Annotated in this window: 16 protein-coding genes and 3 pseudogenes; 8 read left to right on the top strand and 11 right to left on the bottom strand. The window is 72.3% G+C overall.

The window, feature by feature from the left end:
- Nucleotides 1-52 precede the first annotated feature (52 nt).
- Nucleotides 53-996: pseudogene (locus IH61_RS44130) on the top strand (IS5 family transposase).
- A gap of 16 nt (nt 997-1012) precedes the next feature.
- Here IH61_RS44130 and IH61_RS0103485 read toward each other — a convergent pair.
- Nucleotides 1013-1276, bottom strand: coding sequence for a hypothetical protein (locus IH61_RS0103485; RefSeq protein WP_031064663.1), 264 nt, complete (start codon nt 1274-1276; stop codon nt 1013-1015).
- A gap of 91 nt (nt 1277-1367) precedes the next feature.
- Here IH61_RS0103485 and IH61_RS44125 point away from each other — a divergent pair.
- Nucleotides 1368-1712 (top strand): annotated as a pseudogene (locus IH61_RS44125) (NUDIX domain-containing protein); the annotation flags it as partial.
- Between the two features lie 108 nt (nt 1713-1820).
- Here the strand turns inward: IH61_RS44125 and IH61_RS0103480 are convergent.
- Entirely contained in the window at nt 1821-2750 is a 930-nt protein-coding gene (locus tag IH61_RS0103480; RefSeq protein WP_037971489.1) for an alpha/beta hydrolase, read from the bottom strand.
- A 414-nt stretch (nt 2751-3164) separates the two neighbouring features.
- Here IH61_RS0103480 and IH61_RS0103475 point away from each other — a divergent pair, with 414 nt between their 5' ends.
- Nucleotides 3165-3521, top strand: coding sequence for a PRC-barrel domain-containing protein (locus IH61_RS0103475; protein ID WP_031064657.1), 357 nt, complete (start codon nt 3165-3167; stop codon nt 3519-3521).
- 103 nt (nt 3522-3624) lie between these two features.
- On the opposite strand, the gene IH61_RS0103470 is transcribed toward IH61_RS0103475, so the two are convergent.
- From IH61_RS0103470 to IH61_RS0103445, 7 genes and pseudogenes are all read right to left on the bottom strand, one after another.
- Nucleotides 3625-4041 (bottom strand): organic hydroperoxide resistance protein, encoded by a 417-nt coding sequence (locus IH61_RS0103470; protein ID WP_031064654.1) that lies wholly within the window; start codon nt 4039-4041, stop codon nt 3625-3627.
- 2 nt (nt 4042-4043) lie between these two features.
- Nucleotides 4044-4988: an NAD-dependent epimerase/dehydratase family protein gene (locus IH61_RS0103465; protein WP_031064651.1), complete on the bottom strand. Its 945-nt coding sequence runs from the start codon at nt 4986-4988 to the stop codon at nt 4044-4046.
- A gap of 105 nt (nt 4989-5093) precedes the next feature.
- On the bottom strand, nt 5094-5609 hold the full coding sequence (locus tag IH61_RS48100; RefSeq protein WP_234327001.1) for a TetR/AcrR family transcriptional regulator: 516 nt from the start codon (nt 5607-5609) through the stop codon (nt 5094-5096).
- 269 nt (nt 5610-5878) lie between these two features.
- The gene (locus IH61_RS48095; RefSeq protein ID WP_051836178.1) at nt 5879-6211 is read right to left on the bottom strand and encodes a helix-turn-helix domain-containing protein; all 333 of its coding nucleotides are present in this window, start codon (nt 6209-6211) and stop codon (nt 5879-5881) included.
- 139 nt (nt 6212-6350) lie between these two features.
- Nucleotides 6351-6785 (bottom strand): annotated as a pseudogene (locus IH61_RS50140) (LuxR family transcriptional regulator); the annotation flags it as partial.
- A 10-nt stretch (nt 6786-6795) separates the two neighbouring features.
- Nucleotides 6796-7215: an ester cyclase gene (locus IH61_RS0103450; protein ID WP_031064648.1), complete on the bottom strand. Its 420-nt coding sequence runs from the start codon at nt 7213-7215 to the stop codon at nt 6796-6798.
- A 94-nt stretch (nt 7216-7309) separates the two neighbouring features.
- Nucleotides 7310-7987 carry a LuxR C-terminal-related transcriptional regulator gene (locus IH61_RS0103445; protein ID WP_051836176.1) on the bottom strand — a complete coding sequence of 226 codons (678 nt, stop codon included), beginning with the start codon at nt 7985-7987 and terminating at the stop codon, nt 7310-7312.
- A gap of 182 nt (nt 7988-8169) precedes the next feature.
- Here IH61_RS0103445 and IH61_RS0103440 point away from each other — a divergent pair, with 182 nt between their 5' ends.
- Nucleotides 8170-11316, top strand: a complete 3147-nt coding sequence (locus IH61_RS0103440) for a cytochrome P450 (RefSeq protein ID WP_031064642.1) — start codon at nt 8170-8172, stop codon at nt 11314-11316.
- Nucleotides 11317-11480: 164 nt separating this feature from the next.
- Here the strand turns inward: IH61_RS0103440 and IH61_RS0103435 are convergent, their stop codons facing one another.
- A complete protein-coding gene (locus tag IH61_RS0103435) occupies nt 11481-11858 on the bottom strand; it encodes a nuclear transport factor 2 family protein (protein ID WP_031064639.1) in 378 nt (125 codons plus the stop codon).
- Between the two features lie 101 nt (nt 11859-11959).
- Nucleotides 11960-12484 (bottom strand): DUF6790 family protein, encoded by a 525-nt coding sequence (locus IH61_RS0103430; RefSeq protein WP_031064636.1) that lies wholly within the window; start codon nt 12482-12484, stop codon nt 11960-11962.
- A gap of 56 nt (nt 12485-12540) precedes the next feature.
- Here IH61_RS0103430 and IH61_RS0103425 point away from each other — a divergent pair, with 56 nt between their 5' ends.
- From IH61_RS0103425 to IH61_RS0103410, 4 genes are all read left to right on the top strand, one after another.
- Nucleotides 12541-12960, top strand: coding sequence for a MarR family winged helix-turn-helix transcriptional regulator (locus IH61_RS0103425; RefSeq protein WP_031064633.1), 420 nt, complete (start codon nt 12541-12543; stop codon nt 12958-12960).
- Between the two features lie 145 nt (nt 12961-13105).
- The gene (locus IH61_RS0103420) at nt 13106-13645 is read left to right on the top strand and encodes a hypothetical protein (RefSeq protein WP_234327000.1); all 540 of its coding nucleotides are present in this window, start codon (nt 13106-13108) and stop codon (nt 13643-13645) included.
- Between the two features lie 73 nt (nt 13646-13718).
- A complete protein-coding gene (locus tag IH61_RS0103415; RefSeq protein ID WP_031064629.1) occupies nt 13719-14285 on the top strand; it encodes a hypothetical protein in 567 nt (188 codons plus the stop codon).
- On the top strand, nt 14272-15483 hold the full coding sequence (locus IH61_RS0103410) for an MAB_1171c family putative transporter (RefSeq protein ID WP_031064627.1): 1212 nt from the start codon (nt 14272-14274) through the stop codon (nt 15481-15483). The genes IH61_RS0103415 and IH61_RS0103410 overlap by 14 nt, the downstream gene beginning before the upstream one ends.
- Nucleotides 15484-15499: the final 16 nt, after the last annotated feature.

The raw sequence follows: 15499 nt of genomic DNA, 5'->3' as shown, positions 1-15499 counted from the left end.
AGCTGTCCGGCCGATCATGTGACTGTCGACTGGTCGGATCGTTGTCCCGTACATGAGGCGGGGAGAACGCGGCGATCTGTCGGATGCGGAATGGGAGCCGCTGCGGCCGTTCCTGCCGGTGAGCAACGGTCGGTGCGGGCGATGGCGTGATCATCGGCAGGTGATCGACGGGATTCTGCATCGGGTACGGACCGGGGTGCACTGGCGTGATCTACCGGAGCGGTTCGGGCCATGGAAGACCGTTTATGAACGCCATCGGTTGTGGTCGGCGGACGGCACCTGGGAACGATTGCTGCAGCGAGTCCAGGCCGCGGCCGACGCGGCGGGCGAGGTCGACTGGGACATCTCGGTGGACTCCACCATCGTCCGCGCGCACCAGCACGCGGCCGGCGCCCGCACCAACCCACCGCCGGCTCCCGCCACCCCAAAGGGGGGCGAGGAACTGGAACACCAGGACGAAACCCCGTGGCAGCGCCTCGTCGGCCGGCTGGCGGACGTGGTGCAGGAGGCGAGGGACTGGGCCGCTCGCGCGGCGGCTTCACCAGCAAAATCCACCTGAGCGCGGACGGCCTCTGCCGCCCGCTGTCCCTGATCGTCACACCGGGGCAGCGGGCCGACTGCACCCAGTTCGTGCCGGTACTGGAGAAGATCCGGGTCCCCCGGCTCGGGCTGGGCAGGCCCCGCAAGAAGCCCGGCAGCGTGGCGGCCGATAAGGCATACAGCAACGGCCCGTGCCGTCAGTACCTGCGGCGCCGCGGCATCCGACACACGATCCCGGAGAAGGCCGACAGCCAGGCCGCCCGCCTGCGCAAAGGATCGCGAGGCGGACGGCCACCGGGCTTCAACGCGGAGCGGTACAAAAAGCGCAACACCGTCGAGAGAGCCATCAACAAGCTGAAGAACCCCCGCGCCGTCGCGACTCGCTATGACAAGCGTGGCTACGTGTTCCTCGGCACGGTCACTGCGGCCGCGCTCGTCATCTGGCTGCGGTCCTGACGAGCACCGAGCCTGGTCACCATCCCAGATCGGCGGGGCGCTGGTGCCCGCACGGCACGATGCTGCCGTTCTTGTCGACGACCTCAGCGTCGTTGGCCGAGTTCACCCACACCGTGATGCCCTGGGCATGGACAACGACGTTGAACGGTGACTCCTCGGGTTCCAGTTCCGTCACCACAGTGAACTCCTCACCGGGGCGCATCCAGTGATCAGTTCCCCAGGGCTCCACCCACAGGCAGAGCATGGTCTCGGTCTCGTTGCTCACGCTGGTCTTCGACACACCGGAACCCTAACGAGCAGCATGATCGGCCGGACAGCTCCTAGACGGTCTCGCCCGACCGCCGTGTCCCACTTCCCCCTGGAGCCCCCTGATGCACGAGACGAGCAGGCTGTCGGTCGGCGTCATCGTCCACGACCCGGCCACCGACCGCATCGCCACCGTCCACTACGCCCAGCGCAGTTGGAGCCCCGGCCCCGCCTGGACGATCCCCGGTGGGAAGGCCGAGCCGGGTGGGGAGCTCCCCGACGCCGCCGTCCGGGAGCTGCGCGAGGAATCCGGGCTCATCGCCCGGCCCCGTGATCTGCGCCTGGTGCACACCATCCAGGCCAGGCAGGGCTGGGACGGGCTCGGCGGATTCCTGCTGTTCGTGTTCGCCACCAGCGAGTTCACGGGCGAGCTGGTCAACGCCGAACCGGACAAGCACCTGGACGTGCGCTGGCACCCCGTCGGGCCGCGGACTGTCGGTGCATGGTGCAGGGGATGCGATGCCGGAGTTCGCCGGCGGAGGGGCCGAACCCCCGCGGGCCCCGCCCGCCCTGGCGGATCAGGCGGCCTGGAGGAGGGCTTTGAAGTCCGCGTACATCTCGGTGACCGCCGCATTGACCGAGGGCACGACGGTGTCGAAGTTGAGGAACCCGTGAACCAGGCCGGGATACATGTGCTTCCGGACCGGGACTCCGGCGGCAGCCAGGAGGTCGGCGTAGGCCAGCCCTTGGTCGCGCAGCGGGTCGTGCTCGCCGACGCCGACGACCACCGGGGCGAGGCCGCGGTGGTCGTCGGCCCGCAGGGGGGAGGCGGGGAACGTCGCCGCCGCGCCGGGGTTGTCGCCGAGGTAGAGCCGGACGTTGTTCTCGCATTCGGCGGTGGTCAGGAGGTAGCCGGTGGCGTTCTCGGTCGCGGACGGGTACTCGCGCGGGCTGAGGAGGTCGGTGGCGGGATAGGCCAGGAGCTGGGCCGCGACCGGTGTGCCCCCGTCCCGCAGCGCGAGGGCCACGGAGGCGGCGAGGTTGGCCCCGGCGCTGTCCCCGGCGAGGGCGAGCACGCCGCCGCCGAACTTCCCGCTGTCGCGGGCGACATGCCGGGCGACGGCGAGGCAGTCCTCGTAGCCGGCGGGGAAGGGGTGTTCGGGGGCGAGCCGGTAGCCGACGCTGACGACGACCGCGTCGAGGTCCCGGCACATCCGCCGGCAGACATTGTCGTGGGTGTCCAGGTCCCCGACGATGAACCCGCCGCCGTGGCAGAACACGACAGCCGGGGAAGTGCCGCCCGCCTCGGGTCGGTACACCCGCACCGGCACACCCTCCAGCGTGTCGTCACCGACCGACCCGACCGTGAGCGGCGGGCTGGGAGCCACCGCGAGGGACAGTTGCCGGTTGCCGACACGCATCTCGGCGACGGTGGGCGGGGTGGTGGGTGGCGGACCGTCCACGCCGAACCGGTGCAGGAGTGCCGCGATGTCAGGGTCGAGAGCCATGGCCGACGTTTCCTTCCGATCATCCCCCACGCCGCGACGGGAACGCACGCACGACCATCGTCATCGCTGCCAGGAGTGCACCGCAGCGCGGACGGCCCGTAAAGGTGAACCTGCTGGTCGGGACTTTGACGCGCCACGCCGGCCCCGGGCCGCTCCGCCACTGACCCTCCCGGCAGGATCACCTCCTTACGACCGGCGGGCGCGATCCGCCCGTGTTGGAATCCGTCACTCCCGGCGGTGCTGTCCGAAGTGCTTCACATCTGCTGCTCGAACTCGTGAACGAAGCCACCCACCCGACGGCCGAGGACGGCGGGCAGCCTCTCGCACGCCGGCGGCACCGTGCCGGGTACCGGGGCCAGGTGCGGGGTGGCGGCGAACGGTGCAGGATGGACTCCGAGCCAAGCGGAGGCACGGATGATCGAGATCGCCGACCTGCGGGAGTGGCGGGAGCACGACGTCGTCGACGAGGACGGGAAGAAGATCGGCACGCTGGAGTCCGTCTACGTGGACACCGCCACCGACGAACCCTCCTTCGGGACGGTCACCGTCGGTGTACTCGCCCGGCGCCGACTGGTGTTCGTCCCCCTGGAGGGCGCGGTCGCCGGGCCCGGGTACCTGAAGGTCGCCTTCCCCAGGAGCCTGGTCAAGGACGCCCCGTCCATCGGCACCGACGACGTGCTGCCTGCCGAGGACGAACCGGCGGTCTTCGCCCACTACCAGCTGGCCTACGCGACCGGCGCCGGCGGCGAACGCCGCCTGGCCCGGCGCTGACGGTGCGGAGAGCAGCACGGTTCGGGGATCGGCCTGAACCCGGGGCGCTCTGCCTCGCGGGGCGCTGACGAGCGTTGCGCTCGCGGATGCCGGGGCCTTCCGGTCAGACGGCGACGCGCAGCGTGACGTCGACGTTTCCGCGGATCGCCCGCGAGTACGGGCAGCGCCCGTGGGCGTCCCTGGCCAGCGACTCGGCGTCCGCCTGCGACAGCCCGGGCAGCACCACGGACAGGTCGACGTCGAGCAGGAACCCGGCCTCGTCCCGGGCGAGACCCACCCGCGCGACGACCGTGTCGCCGGACAGTGTGACCTTGCGTTCCCGGGCGACCAGCCGGAGCGCGCTGTGGAAGCAGGCCGAGTAGCCCGCGCCGAACAACTGCTCGGGGTTGGTCGCCGCGCCGGAGCCGCCGGCTTCCTTGGGGAGCGCAAGTGCGGTGTCCAGCAGGCCGTCGCTGGAGCGGACCCTGCCGTTGCGGCCGTCGCCGCTGGAGGTCACTTCGGTGGTGTAGAGGGTCTGCACGGTCACTGTCCTTCCTGGACGGAGTGGGCGAACCAGTCGACGGTCTTGGCGAGCGCTTCGCGCATCGGGGTGGCGCGGACACCGAAAGTGCTGGTGTAGAGCGAGTCGTCCATGACGAACGGCTCGGTGTGCCAGTAGAAGAGTTCGCGGTACTCGGCCATGAACTCCTCGTCGTACGGGCCGAACGGCTCCGCCTCGCGCTGCACCGTGATCTGCGTCGGCTCGCCGGTGAGGTCGCCGATGATGCCGTGAATCTGCCGGGTCGTGTACGGGCCGTCGACGGGCAGGTGCCACAGCCTGCCGAGCGCGCGCTCGTCGGAGCCGAGCACGGCGAGCCCGGCGGCGAGGTCAGGCACGTAGGTGTAGCTCCTCGGCAGGTCGATGTCGCCCAGCCCGAGCCTGGTCGCGCCGGCCAGCGCGGCCGGGAACACCGCCGCGCCCAGCGAGGACAGCAGAACGCGCGGGCCGAAGAAGTCGGCCGCCATGCCGAGGGCGACGCGGACGTCCCCGCGCTCGTGCGCGGCCAGGTACCGCTCGGTGATCGCGGCGCGCGTCCTGCCCTTGGGGCCAGGCGCGGCGAGCGGCGTCCGCTCGGTCATCGGCACCCCGCCGGTCGGGCCGTACTGGTTGAGCGTCTCGACGGTGACCAGCTTCGCGCCGCTGCGGCCGACCACGTCGAGCAGCGCGTCCTGGATCACGGGCAGCACCTGCGGCTGCAGCCGGTACGGCACGTGCGTGCAGTTGTAGACGACCTCGGCGCCCTCGACGATCTCGGCGAGCTTGGCCCGGTCGGTCACGTCGGCGGCGACCCGCACCGAACCGGCGATCTGCTCCCCACCGCCGGACCGGTTCACCGTGCGCACCCGGTGGCCCTGGGCGACGAGCCGCTCGGCGAGGGTCAGGCCGACGGGTCCGGTGCCGAGGACGACGTGCAGTTCCTGGGTCATGACTTCTCCTCCAAAAATTGAGTGGTTAACCACTCACATTTGGGTCAAAAGAAAGGCCGCGTGACGCGGCCGTTCTCGCAGCGAAAACTCGGTTGGTGGCGGAACTCAGTAGTGGCGCAGGCCCGCCGAGAGCGTGTTCGCCCATGGCGCGTCGACCTCGGTGGCGCCGATCGCCACCACCAGGTGACACAACGCCCCCCTGGCCATGAAGTGCTGGACCGCGTCGGCGTCCGCGCCGGAAACGCTGCGCACGTACTCGACGGTCCTGGCGTAGCTACGCCGCACCACCTCGCGCACCGCGGGCTCGGACGCCGCGGCCGCCTGGGCATGCACCTGGACCAGCAGCAGGTCCTGGTCGGCGATGAGCCGGGCGTACTCGTCGCCCATCGCCATCAGCACCTCGTGCGGCTCGCTGCCGCGCGCCTTGGCCGCCCCCCTGGCGAAGCTGTCCCGCACGAGGTCGAAACAGTGCTCGACGACCGCGACGAACAACGCCTCCTTGTTGGGGAACAGGCGGTAGACATACGCCTGCGAGATGCCCGCCCTCTTCGCCACCTCGGTGGTGTTGGTGCCGTAGTAGCCACGGGCCGCGAAGCTGCTGACCGCGGTACTGAGCACCACTTCCCTGCGTTCCTCCGCGGTGCTGAGCACCCGTCCCGTCGTCGCCATATGAGTAATAAACCACTCACACTTTCCCGCGTCAACCCTTCCACGCTTCCCGCCAGGCCGCCGACCCGCGCGGCCAACGACCACTGCGGTGGGGGCACCTCCCAGCCGCCAGGCTGGGGGACATTGGTGACCGACGAGAAGCCGGCGAGGTGCGTGCCCCGGCGGCGGCCGCCCGGCGTGAGCCGGAAGGCACGGCCCAGGCCCGGCGGCCGGGTCCGGGGTCAGGCCGGCCGTTTGCCCCTGGCGCCCGCCAGCGCGAGCGCGACCAGCTCCCGGCGGCTGCGGACGCCGAGCCGGTCGAAGACGGCCGTGAGGTGCTCCTGCACGGTGTTCGCCGAGATGCACAGCTCGGCCGAGATCTCGCGGGTCGAGCAGCCGCGCAGGACCAGGGTGGCGACCCTGTTCTGCGCCAGGCTCAGCCCGTACGCGCTGAGCAGGAGCGTGGAGCGCTGCTGGGGCGGGGCGGGTTCGACGGTCACCGCGGTCTGGGCCCCGGGCGGCCCGGTGAGCCGGGTGGCGTGCACGCTCCACCACTCGCCGAAGCGGTCGCACACCCGGACCGAGGGCGGCGGCGCGCGGCGGGGCCGTGGTGGAACCGGCCAGGCCGAGGGCGACCGAGCGCCGGATCCCCTCGGCGAGGTGCGGGGCGACGGCCCGCAGCACGGCGAGGTCCTCGTCGGCGAACCCGGCGTCCGCGTGCTCCCGGTGCAGGCACAGGACGCCCCAGCAGCAGCCGCCGAGGCGCAGCGCCATCCGGAGTTCGTCGCCGAGTCCGAGCGGCGCCATGATCTCCCGGTAGCGGGGACTGGCCGCGCGGTCGCCCCGGGTCGCCCGGTCGAGGGTGGCCACCGGATCGGCGGACCGCGCCAGGTCGGCGAACTTGTTGACGTCGGCCCGGCCGAACTCGTTCTCCAGGAAGCGGGCGGTCTCACCGGCCAGCGGGTCCTCCGTCGCGGCGGAGGTGAACAGCAGGGAGGCGGGGTCGACGGTGGCGAAGAACACGGCGGCGGTGGGGACCAGCCGCCGCAGGCGCGGCAGCACGTCCGCCCGCAGCCGGGCCGGGTCCGACCCGGCGTAGCAGCGGGCGACGAGTCCGGCCGTGCGGCGTTCCACCGGCGATGCCGCCATGGGACCGACGTTACTCCTGAGCCAGGCCGAGCTGCCGGAGCAGCCCGAGCTCGTCGAGGCGGCCCCACCGCTCGACGATCCGCCCGTCGCGGAGCCGGAAGATGTTGATCCCGGGCAGCGTCAGCGGTCGGCCGCTGGGGGCCACGCCGAGCAGCTCGCCTCGGTGCGTACCGCTCGCGGTGAAGTGCTCGACCACCAGGTCGCCCTCCCCGACGACCAGGTCCTGGTCGCTGTGCCAGTCGGGGCAGGCGGCCCGGAACAGCGCTCCGGCCCGGCGCATCCCCTCGCGATCGGCGCTGCCGCCGAACGGCGGGTCGTGGTTGACGAAGTCCTCGGCGAGGTACTCGTCGACGGCCCCCAGGTCACCCTTGCTGAAGAGCGCGTCGATGAACGCGGTGACCGTGCTCTTGTTCTGTTCGATGGTGTCCATACCGGCAGTCTTCGACTCTCCCGATCCGTGCGGTACCCCAGAACTCTGGGGTTCTGCGACACGGACTCCCCGTTCCCCGCTCGAGAGGGCCCCGTCACGTGCGGTGGGCGGGCTCCGGCGGCCATGCGTCCGCCGCGAGGACGCCGTACGCGTAGGCCCGGGCCACCAGGGCGGTGCGGTTGGGGACGTGCCAGCGGCGGCTGAGGCGGGTGAGGTGGTAGTTGACGCCGTCCGTGGTCAGGCCGATCTCCTTGGCGATGCGGGCGGTGGTGGCACCCCGGGCGGCGGCGGCCAGGATCCGGGCCTCGGTGGGGCTCACCTCGGCGCGGGGTGCGGGCGGCGGCACGGGTGGTGGGGCCTGGGGCTCGGGGTGGGTGCGGAGGGAGAGCAGGAGGTTCGGCTGTTCCTCGGGGGTGTCGCTGACGAGGGCGACGTTCATCTCGCCGTGGCGCTCGATGTTGCCGGCGGCCGTCCAGGAGACCCGGGCGTCGTACTGGGAGCGGCGGTGGAGCCGGACGGCTTCGGCGAGCACGGGCAGGGTGGCGCTGTCGCGGAGGGTGAACAGGTCGAGGATCTTCCGGTGCTGCAACTGCCCGGTCATCAGGCCGAATTCGGCTGCCATCGCGCGGTTGGCGAGGATGATGCGGCCGCCGTACTCACAGACCGCGATCGGCACCGGTACGTGGTCGAGCAGGCGCAGCGTGCGGTTGCGCCAGATGACGGCGCGGTCGTACCAGCTCTCGGCGCCGGTTCCGCAGTCGATCAGTTGCATGCCGGTTCCCCTCCAGGCACATCTGACGGCTCGTTCGCAAGCCGCTCATCGCTCTCCGTACTACATCATCATGTAGTCAGGGGGCCTGGGCGGCACACCCCGTGGGCGCACAGTGGTTCTCAGAGCCGTCGACGTCCTGCCCGCACCTGCCACGGAACCTGCCACGGAAGGCGACCCCACCCATGACCGAGACCCTGGCCTCCGCGCCGGCCTCCTCCGACGTCCCCGTCGTGGACATCTCGGAGTTGCCGCCCGCCTCCGTCCCGCTCCTGCGGACCCTGGACCTGGTCCGCCAGCACGGCCCGGCCTTCGTCCAGCGGCTCCACGGCCGGGACATCCTGATGATCAGCAGCCTGGACCTCGTCGAGGAACTGGCCGACGAGGAGCGGTTCGCCAAGTCGATCGGCCCCGGCCTGGAGAACGTCCGGCAGTTCACCGGCGACGGCCTGTTCACCGCGTACAACGAGGAGCCCAACTGGGCCCGGGCGCACGACATCCTGATGCCCGCCTTCGCCCTCGGCTCGATGCGCACCTACCACCCGGTGATGCTCCGCGTCGCCCGCCGCCTGATCGACTCGTGGGACCGCGCCCGCGACGCCGGGACGTCGGTGGACGTGCCCGGCGACATGACCCGGATGACGCTGGACACGATCGGCCTGGCCGGTTTCGGCTTCGACTTCGGCTCCTTCGAGCGGGACGAGCCGCACCCGTTCATCGAGGCCATGGTCAACTGCCTGGAGTGGGCGATGACCAAGCTCTCCCGCTCGCCCGACCTCGACCACAGCGTGCGCGACGCGGCGTTCCGGGCGGACGCCGACTATCTGGCCCGCGTCGTCGACGAGGTCATCGCCGGCCGCGCCGCCGGCCCGCAGCAGGGCCCCGCCGAGGACCTGCTCGGCCTGATGCTCGGCGCCGTCCACCCCGGTGACGGCGGCAGACTCGACGCCGAGAACATCCGCAACCAGGTGATCACCTTCCTGATCGCCGGCCACGAGACCACCTCCGGCGCGCTCTCCTTCGCCCTCCACTACCTCACCAAGAACCCGGCCGTCCTCCGCGAGGTCCAGCGCGAGGTGGACGCCCTCTGGGGCGACCGGGCCGACCCCGAGCCGTCCTTCGAGGACGTCGGCCTCCTGCGCCACACCCGCCAGGTGCTCAACGAGGCGCTGCGACTGTGGCCGACGGCCCCCGCGTTCAGCCGCGAGGCCCGCGCGGAGACCCTGCTCGGCGGCCGGATCCCGCTGCGCCCCGGGCAGACCGTCATGGTCTTCACCCCGATGCTGCACCGGGACCCGGTGTGGGGCGACAACCCGGAGCTGTTCGACCCGTCCCGGTTCGACCCCGAGGTGGAGGCGGCCCGCTCCCCGCACGCCTACAAGCCCTTCGGCACCGGCGAACGCGCCTGCATCGGGCGGCAGTTCGCCCTGCACGAGGCGACCATGCTGCTCGGCATGCTGGTCCACCGCTACCGGCTGATCGACCACGCAGACTACCGGCTGAAGCTCAAGCAGACGCTCACCATCAAGCCGGACGGGTTCACGCTCACCCTCGCCCCGCGCACCCCCGCCCTTGCCCCTCTGACCGCCGCCGAGCCGGCCCGGACCGCCGCCGCCGACCTGCCCGGGCGGGTGCGGCAGGGCACCGGGGTGCTGTTCCTGCACGGCTCCAACTACGGCGCCTCGCGCGACTTCGCCCGGCAACTCGCCGAGACGGCGGCCGACCTGGGCTGCGAGACCGCCGTCGCCCCGCTCGACGCGTACGCGGACGGGCTGCCGCTCGACCGCCCGGTGGTGATCACCGCCGCCTCCTACAACGGCCAGCCGACCGACGACGCGGCGCTCTTCGTCCGACGCCTGCGGGAGGCGGAGGACGGCGACCTGGCCCGGGGCGTCGAGTACGCGGTGCTCGGCATCGGCGACCGCACCTACGCCGCCACGTACCAGCACATCCCGACCCTCATCGACGAGCGGCTCGCCGCCCTCGGCGGCACCCGGCTGCTCGCCCGCGGCGAGGCCGACGCCTCGGGCGACCTCGCGGGCGGGGTCCGGGCGTTCACGACGGCGCTGCGCACCCTGCTGCTGGAGCGCTACGGCGACGCGGGCGCGCCGGCCGCCGCCGCGCCCGAGGCCGCCTACACGGTGACGGAGGTGACCGGCGGCCCGCTGCACGCCCTCGCCGCGCGGCACGACCTGACGGCCTTCACCGTCACGGCCGTCGACAGCCTCACCGCCCCGGACTACCCGCGCGTCAAGCGGCTCGTCCGGCTGGCCCTGCCCGAGGGCGTCACCTACCGCACCGCCGACCACCTCGCCGTGCTGCCCGCCAACGACCCGGCACTCGTCGAGCGGGCGGCGAAGCTGTTCGGCGCGGACCCGGACACCGTGCTCAACATCGTCGCCCACCGGCGCGGCGGCCTCGCCGTGGACCGGCCGCTGACGGTACGCGAACTCCTCACCCGGCACGTGGAGTTGCAGGACTGCCCGACTGCCGAGCAGCGCGCGACGCTGGCCGCGCTCAACCCGTGCCCGCCCGAGCAGGCCGCGCTGCGGGCCCTGGCCGAGGACGACCCGCGCACCCTGCTGGACCTGGTCGAGGACCACCCCGCGCTCCGGGAGGTCCTGACCTGGCCGGTGCTGCTGGACCTGCTGCCGCCGATCCGGGCCCGGCACTACTCCATCTCCTCCGCGCCCGGATCCAGCCCCGCCCACGTCGACCTGATGGTGTCGGTGCTCGACGCCCCGGCCCGCTCCGGGCGGGGCACCTACCGCGGCACCGGCTCCGGCCACCTGGCCCGGGCCGCCGTCGGGGACACCGTGCTCGCACGGGTGCAGCCCTGCCGGGACGCCTTCCGGATCGACCACCGGGCCGCCCCCGTGATCATGATCTCGGCGGGCACGGGCCTGGCCCCCTTCCGCGGTGCGGTGGCCGAGCGCCGCGGCCTGGCCGCCGCCGACCTGGCCCCGGCCCTCCTCTACTTCGGCTGCGACGCCCCCGAGGCCGACTACCTGCACCGCGCGGAACTGGAGGCCGCCGAGCAGGGCGGCGCGGTCTCGCTGCGCCCGGCCTTCAGTGAGCAGCCGGTGGCGGGCGCACGCTTCGTCCAGGACCGCATCGCGGCGGAGGGCGAGGAGGTCTGGTCCCTGCTCGGAGCCGGGGCCCGGGTCTACGTCTGCGGCGACGGCGCCCGCATGGCGCCCGGCGTACGGGCCGCGTTCCGCGCCCTCTACCTGGGCCGCACGCCCGGCGCGCGGGAGGACGACGCCGAGGCGTGGCTCCAGTCCCTGATCGACGCCGGCCGGTACGTCCAGGACGTGTACGCCGCTCGCTGAGGCACGAGGCCCTTGCGGCACCCGCGCTGCGGCACCCGCGCCGCCCGGATGTGATCCGGGCGGCGCGTCGCGCGTCGTGAGTCGCGCGTCGTGAGTCGTGAGTCGCGCGTCGTGAGTCGCGCGTCGTGAGTTGCGCGTCCTACGCCGAGCGACAGAACGACGACTCAGGGGGCGAACGGCTCGATCTCCCCCGCGAAGACGATGATCTGGTCGATGAGGCTCCGTCGCAGATGGACGACGTCCGTTCCCGCCAGGCGGGGGCCTCCGTCGGGCGTGGTGAAGACCCACTGGTACCGGGCCCATTCGCCGGGCATGTCCACCGCGGAGCACCGCACCATCGTGCCGGTCCCCGCCGGGTGGCGTCGGATGTCCAGCACGAACCGCTCGACCGCCTCGATTCCTTCGCTGCGACCCAACGGCCCCCAGAAGACCACGTCCGAGGTCAGCGCCCGGGAGAGCAGGGCCGTCACATAGCTGTCGTCCGAGGCGTTGAACGCGGAGATGAACGTGTCGATCGCGGAGCTTGCGGTCTCTTCCTGCATCCCCCAGTAATACCAGCAGTTTCGTACGGGGCCACGACGGTCCGCCGTGTCCGGATGGAGTCGGCCCGCCAGAGCGTGTTGGAGGCGACGCCGGTCGGACGTCAGCCGGTCGGGCCCGGGACGGGCTGCGGCGATGTGGCGTACCGGCGGGAGTGGCCGGCCAGGGCGATCATGACGGCGGGGATGACGAGGTCGTAGACGAGGACGCCGCCGGTGTTGCCGGGGGCGTGGTCGCCGTGGGCGAACCACTGGTAGAGGTGGCCGGCCACGGCTCCCCAGAGGAACATTCCGGCGCCGAGCCCGATCGTGGCGCGCTCGCGGGCGCCGGCACGGGCGGCGCGCAGGCCCATGACCGCCAGGCCCAGGTTGGCGAAGGCGATCTCGAACTCGAACGGCGTACGGCCGAACCCGATCGCCTCGGCCATCCCGTCGGGGACGGCCAGGAACGAGACGGCCATCCACAGGCTGCCGCAGCCGAGGGCGCCGACCGCCCACCAGCGCTGCCAGATCTCCAGGGCCTCCTGCCGCGTGCGGGCCCGGCGGGCGCGCACCGAGGCGCCGAGGGTGGGAACCAGGAGCCAGGTCAGGGGGAAGGCGGTTTTCGCGAGGTATTCGAAGCTGTCCATGCCTTCAATCTTGCATGGTTAATATTAACGCGTCAACACTTGGGTATGCTGGGATCATGGACGACGGACTCGCGGATCTGCTGCACCGAGTGGTCATGCTGCTCGGCGAGGCCACACGGAAGCGCGCCGAAGGGCACGACGGACTGACGTACAGTCAACTCCGGCTGCTGGGAACGCTGGAGGAGATCCAGCCGACGACACAGCACCGGCTGGCCCAGGCACTGTCGATCTCCGACCCGGCCGTCAGCCGGGCACTGCGGCCGCTCGAGGCGGACGGCCTGGTGCGGATCGAGACCGACCCCGACCACGCGCGCCGCCGCCTGGTCATGCTCACCGACACCGGCCGGGCAGCCTTCCACGACACCGGACGGCCCCTCTACGACGAGCTCCGCGAGGGCCTCCTCGCAGCCGGCTTCCCCTACGAGCGCTACCTCGCGGACACCGCCCGGCTCGCCGAGATCCTGGCATCCGACTGAGCCTGCCGAACGGCCGCCGGGACGGAACGGGACGCGGGCCGGTACGAGGGCGATGCTCGCCGTCCGGGCGGAGGGCCGTAGCGTAAGGGCCCGGGAAGGTGGACAATACGGGTCACCCGAGGGCGGGCGAAGGGGCGATGCACGGATGAGCGAGTCGGAGACGGCCGGGACGGAAGGGCCGAGTCGGCCCGATCCCGAAGCGGAACGGCTCGGGCGCCGGCTCGAGTACCTGTTCACGTACGTGCAGCCGTTCGGCCGGCGCTACACCCTGAACGAGGTGGTGGACGGGATCCGCGCGGCGGCCCGACCCGGAGACCCGACGCTCTCGACCGGGCGGCTCTGGGCGCTGGTCAAGGGCCGGGCGGGCAACCCCACGGTCGGCACGCTGCGCGCACTGGGCGACTTCTTCGGCGTCCCGCAGGCGTACTTCATCGATGACGAGGTGGCCGACCGGGTCACCGCGCAGCTCGCGCTGGTGGCCGCGATGCGGGCCAACGACGTCCGGTCGGTGGCACTGCGGGCCGCCGCCGTGGCGACCATGTCGACGCACGGCGTGGACACCGTACGGTCGTTGATCGAGCGCAGCGGGCTGATCGAGCACGGACCGATGGAGAACGGGCCGATCGGGAACGGGCTTCCGGGCGCGGGCCCGCAGCCGGAGGAGCCGGGCTCCGCACACGGATGATCGTCCGTCTAGACTCCGGTGCAGGGCGTGTGGTCGGCGGACCACGCGGCGGGGGCCGAGCGCGGGGGCGCGTGTGGAGCAGGAGGAGTGGCGCAGGTTCAGTGCGCGCTGCGACGAGCTGATCGGGCAGTTGGACGTCCCGAGGCCGTTCACGATCGAGAACCTGGCCGAGGCGGTGGCCCGGCGGCGCGGGCGGCGCCTGCGGCTGATCCCGCTGTCCGGCCGGGACACCGGCGGTTCGGGGGTCTGCGGGGTGTGGATCGCCTTCGGCGACGTCGACCACGTTCACTACGCGAGCGGGACCAGCCCGGCCCACCAGGCCCACATCATCCTTCACGAGCTCGCGCACATCCTGCTCGACCATCACCAGAGCGGGGAGCCCGACCTCGAAGGGCTGCGGCGGCTCTTCCCCGACCTGGACCCGGCGATGGCCGCCCGGTTGTTGATGCGGGGGCGCACGAGGGCGACCACCGATCAGGAGCAGGAGACCGAACTGCTCGCCTCACTGATGTGGCAGCACTTCGCGAGCACGCCGGCCGCACTGCCCCGGGCGCCGCGCGAGTGCGCGGACGCGCTCGACCTGGTGATGGCGACCTTCTCCGACGCCTACGAGTGGGAGCACACGGATGCGGCCGATTGATCTGGGACTCCTGCCCGTGGTGTGGATCCCCACCCTGTGGAGCCTGCGGAAACTGCGGGGCGCGCCGCGGCGCACCCGGCTGCTGTGGGGCGTGTGGGCCAGCTGGGCGGTGTCGATGACGGTCGGGGTCCCGGCGATCCGCCGGCTCATCGACGCTGCGACCGGTGTCGCCAGCGGGACCAACCTGCTGGTCCACGTGTCCGGGCTGGTCGCCACCGCGATCATGCTCGAGTTCGTCCGGGAGATGACGGGCCGTTCGCAGGGACGGGCCTCGCGGCTCAACCTCGCGGGGCTCGCGGTCGCCGCGGTGGCCCTGACCGTGACCTTCGCCGTGATGCCGCGGCCGGACGGTGAGGTCGTCCTCCTGACGTACGGCGAGCGCTCCTTGGCCGGCTACCTGTACTGGATGGTGCTCACGGTCGACACGGCGATCGGTCTGACCGCCTCGGCCGTCCTGTGCTGGGTCCACGGTCGGCACGCCTCGCCCGGTCCGGTGCGCACCGCGCTGTGGCTGATGCGGGCTTCCTCCGCGATCGGGATGGCGTACCTGGCTCACCGCGCCTACTTCCTGACGGTGCGTCACATCGGGTGGAAGGTCGGAGAGCCGGCCGCCGTGGCGGGAACGACGCAGGTCCTGATGGTGCTCACCATGCTGCTGTTCGCCCTCGCGGTGGTCTGGCCTTCACTGGCCGAACACCGGGAGAAGCGCGCGGCCGCGCGGCGCGTCCGGCGGATCCACCCTCTCTGGCAGCTGCTCCAGGCCGCGACACCGGAGGTGGTTCTCCCGCTGCCCGACGAGCTGCGGCGGAACAACCCCGGGCTGCGGCTCTACCGTCAGGTGATAGAGATCAGGGACAGCATGCTCGCCCTGGACCGACACCTCGGCCCCGCCCACACGGCTGCCGCCGAGGAGCACCTGCGCGCTGCGGGGCTGTCCGGCGAGCGGCTGGCCGTGGCCGCGGAAGCGGTGCTGCTGAAGCATGCGGTGGCGGCCGAACTGGCCGGTTGCAGCGCGGAGTTCAGCGGGCAGCAGTGGCGGTTGCGGGCGGACGGCCTGGATCTGGACGCCGAGATCGCGTGGTTCGCCAAGGTCGCCGCGAAGGTCGCCGCACCGGAGGTGGACGCCGCGGCCGAGCACCTGTGGTCCTCGCCCGGCGCTCCCGCGGTGGGGGCGCCGGGCGAGGACCTCGTCGGCTGACCGTACGGTCCGGTTA

This window comes from Streptomyces sp. NRRL WC-3742 (genome assembly GCF_000720635.1).
Lineage (GTDB): Bacteria > Actinomycetota > Actinomycetes > Streptomycetales > Streptomycetaceae > Kitasatospora.
This window is presented reverse-complemented; position numbering and strand designations above follow the sequence as displayed.

Bases quoted from the DNA above. Each gene is read 5' to 3' on its own strand.
- IH61_RS0103480 (WP_037971489.1), bottom strand. From the start codon at position 2,750: ATGGCTCTCGACCCTGACATCGCGGCACTCCTGCACCGGTTCGGCGTG.
- IH61_RS0103475 (WP_031064657.1), top strand. From the start codon at position 3,165: ATGATCGAGATCGCCGACCTGCGGGAGTGGCGGGAGCACGACGTCGTC.
- IH61_RS0103465 (WP_031064651.1), bottom strand. From the start codon at position 4,988: ATGACCCAGGAACTGCACGTCGTCCTCGGCACCGGACCCGTCGGCCTG.
- IH61_RS0103450 (WP_031064648.1), bottom strand. From the start codon at position 7,215: ATGGACACCATCGAACAGAACAAGAGCACGGTCACCGCGTTCATCGAC.
- IH61_RS0103445 (WP_051836176.1), bottom strand. From the start codon at position 7,987: ATGCAACTGATCGACTGCGGAACCGGCGCCGAGAGCTGGTACGACCGC.
- IH61_RS0103440 (WP_031064642.1), top strand. From the start codon at position 8,170: ATGACCGAGACCCTGGCCTCCGCGCCGGCCTCCTCCGACGTCCCCGTC.
- IH61_RS0103435 (WP_031064639.1), bottom strand. From the start codon at position 11,858: ATGCAGGAAGAGACCGCAAGCTCCGCGATCGACACGTTCATCTCCGCG.
- IH61_RS0103430 (WP_031064636.1), bottom strand. From the start codon at position 12,484: ATGGACAGCTTCGAATACCTCGCGAAAACCGCCTTCCCCCTGACCTGG.
- IH61_RS0103425 (WP_031064633.1), top strand. From the start codon at position 12,541: ATGGACGACGGACTCGCGGATCTGCTGCACCGAGTGGTCATGCTGCTC.
- IH61_RS0103420 (WP_234327000.1), top strand. From the start codon at position 13,106: ATGAGCGAGTCGGAGACGGCCGGGACGGAAGGGCCGAGTCGGCCCGAT.
- IH61_RS0103410 (WP_031064627.1), top strand. From the start codon at position 14,272: ATGCGGCCGATTGATCTGGGACTCCTGCCCGTGGTGTGGATCCCCACC.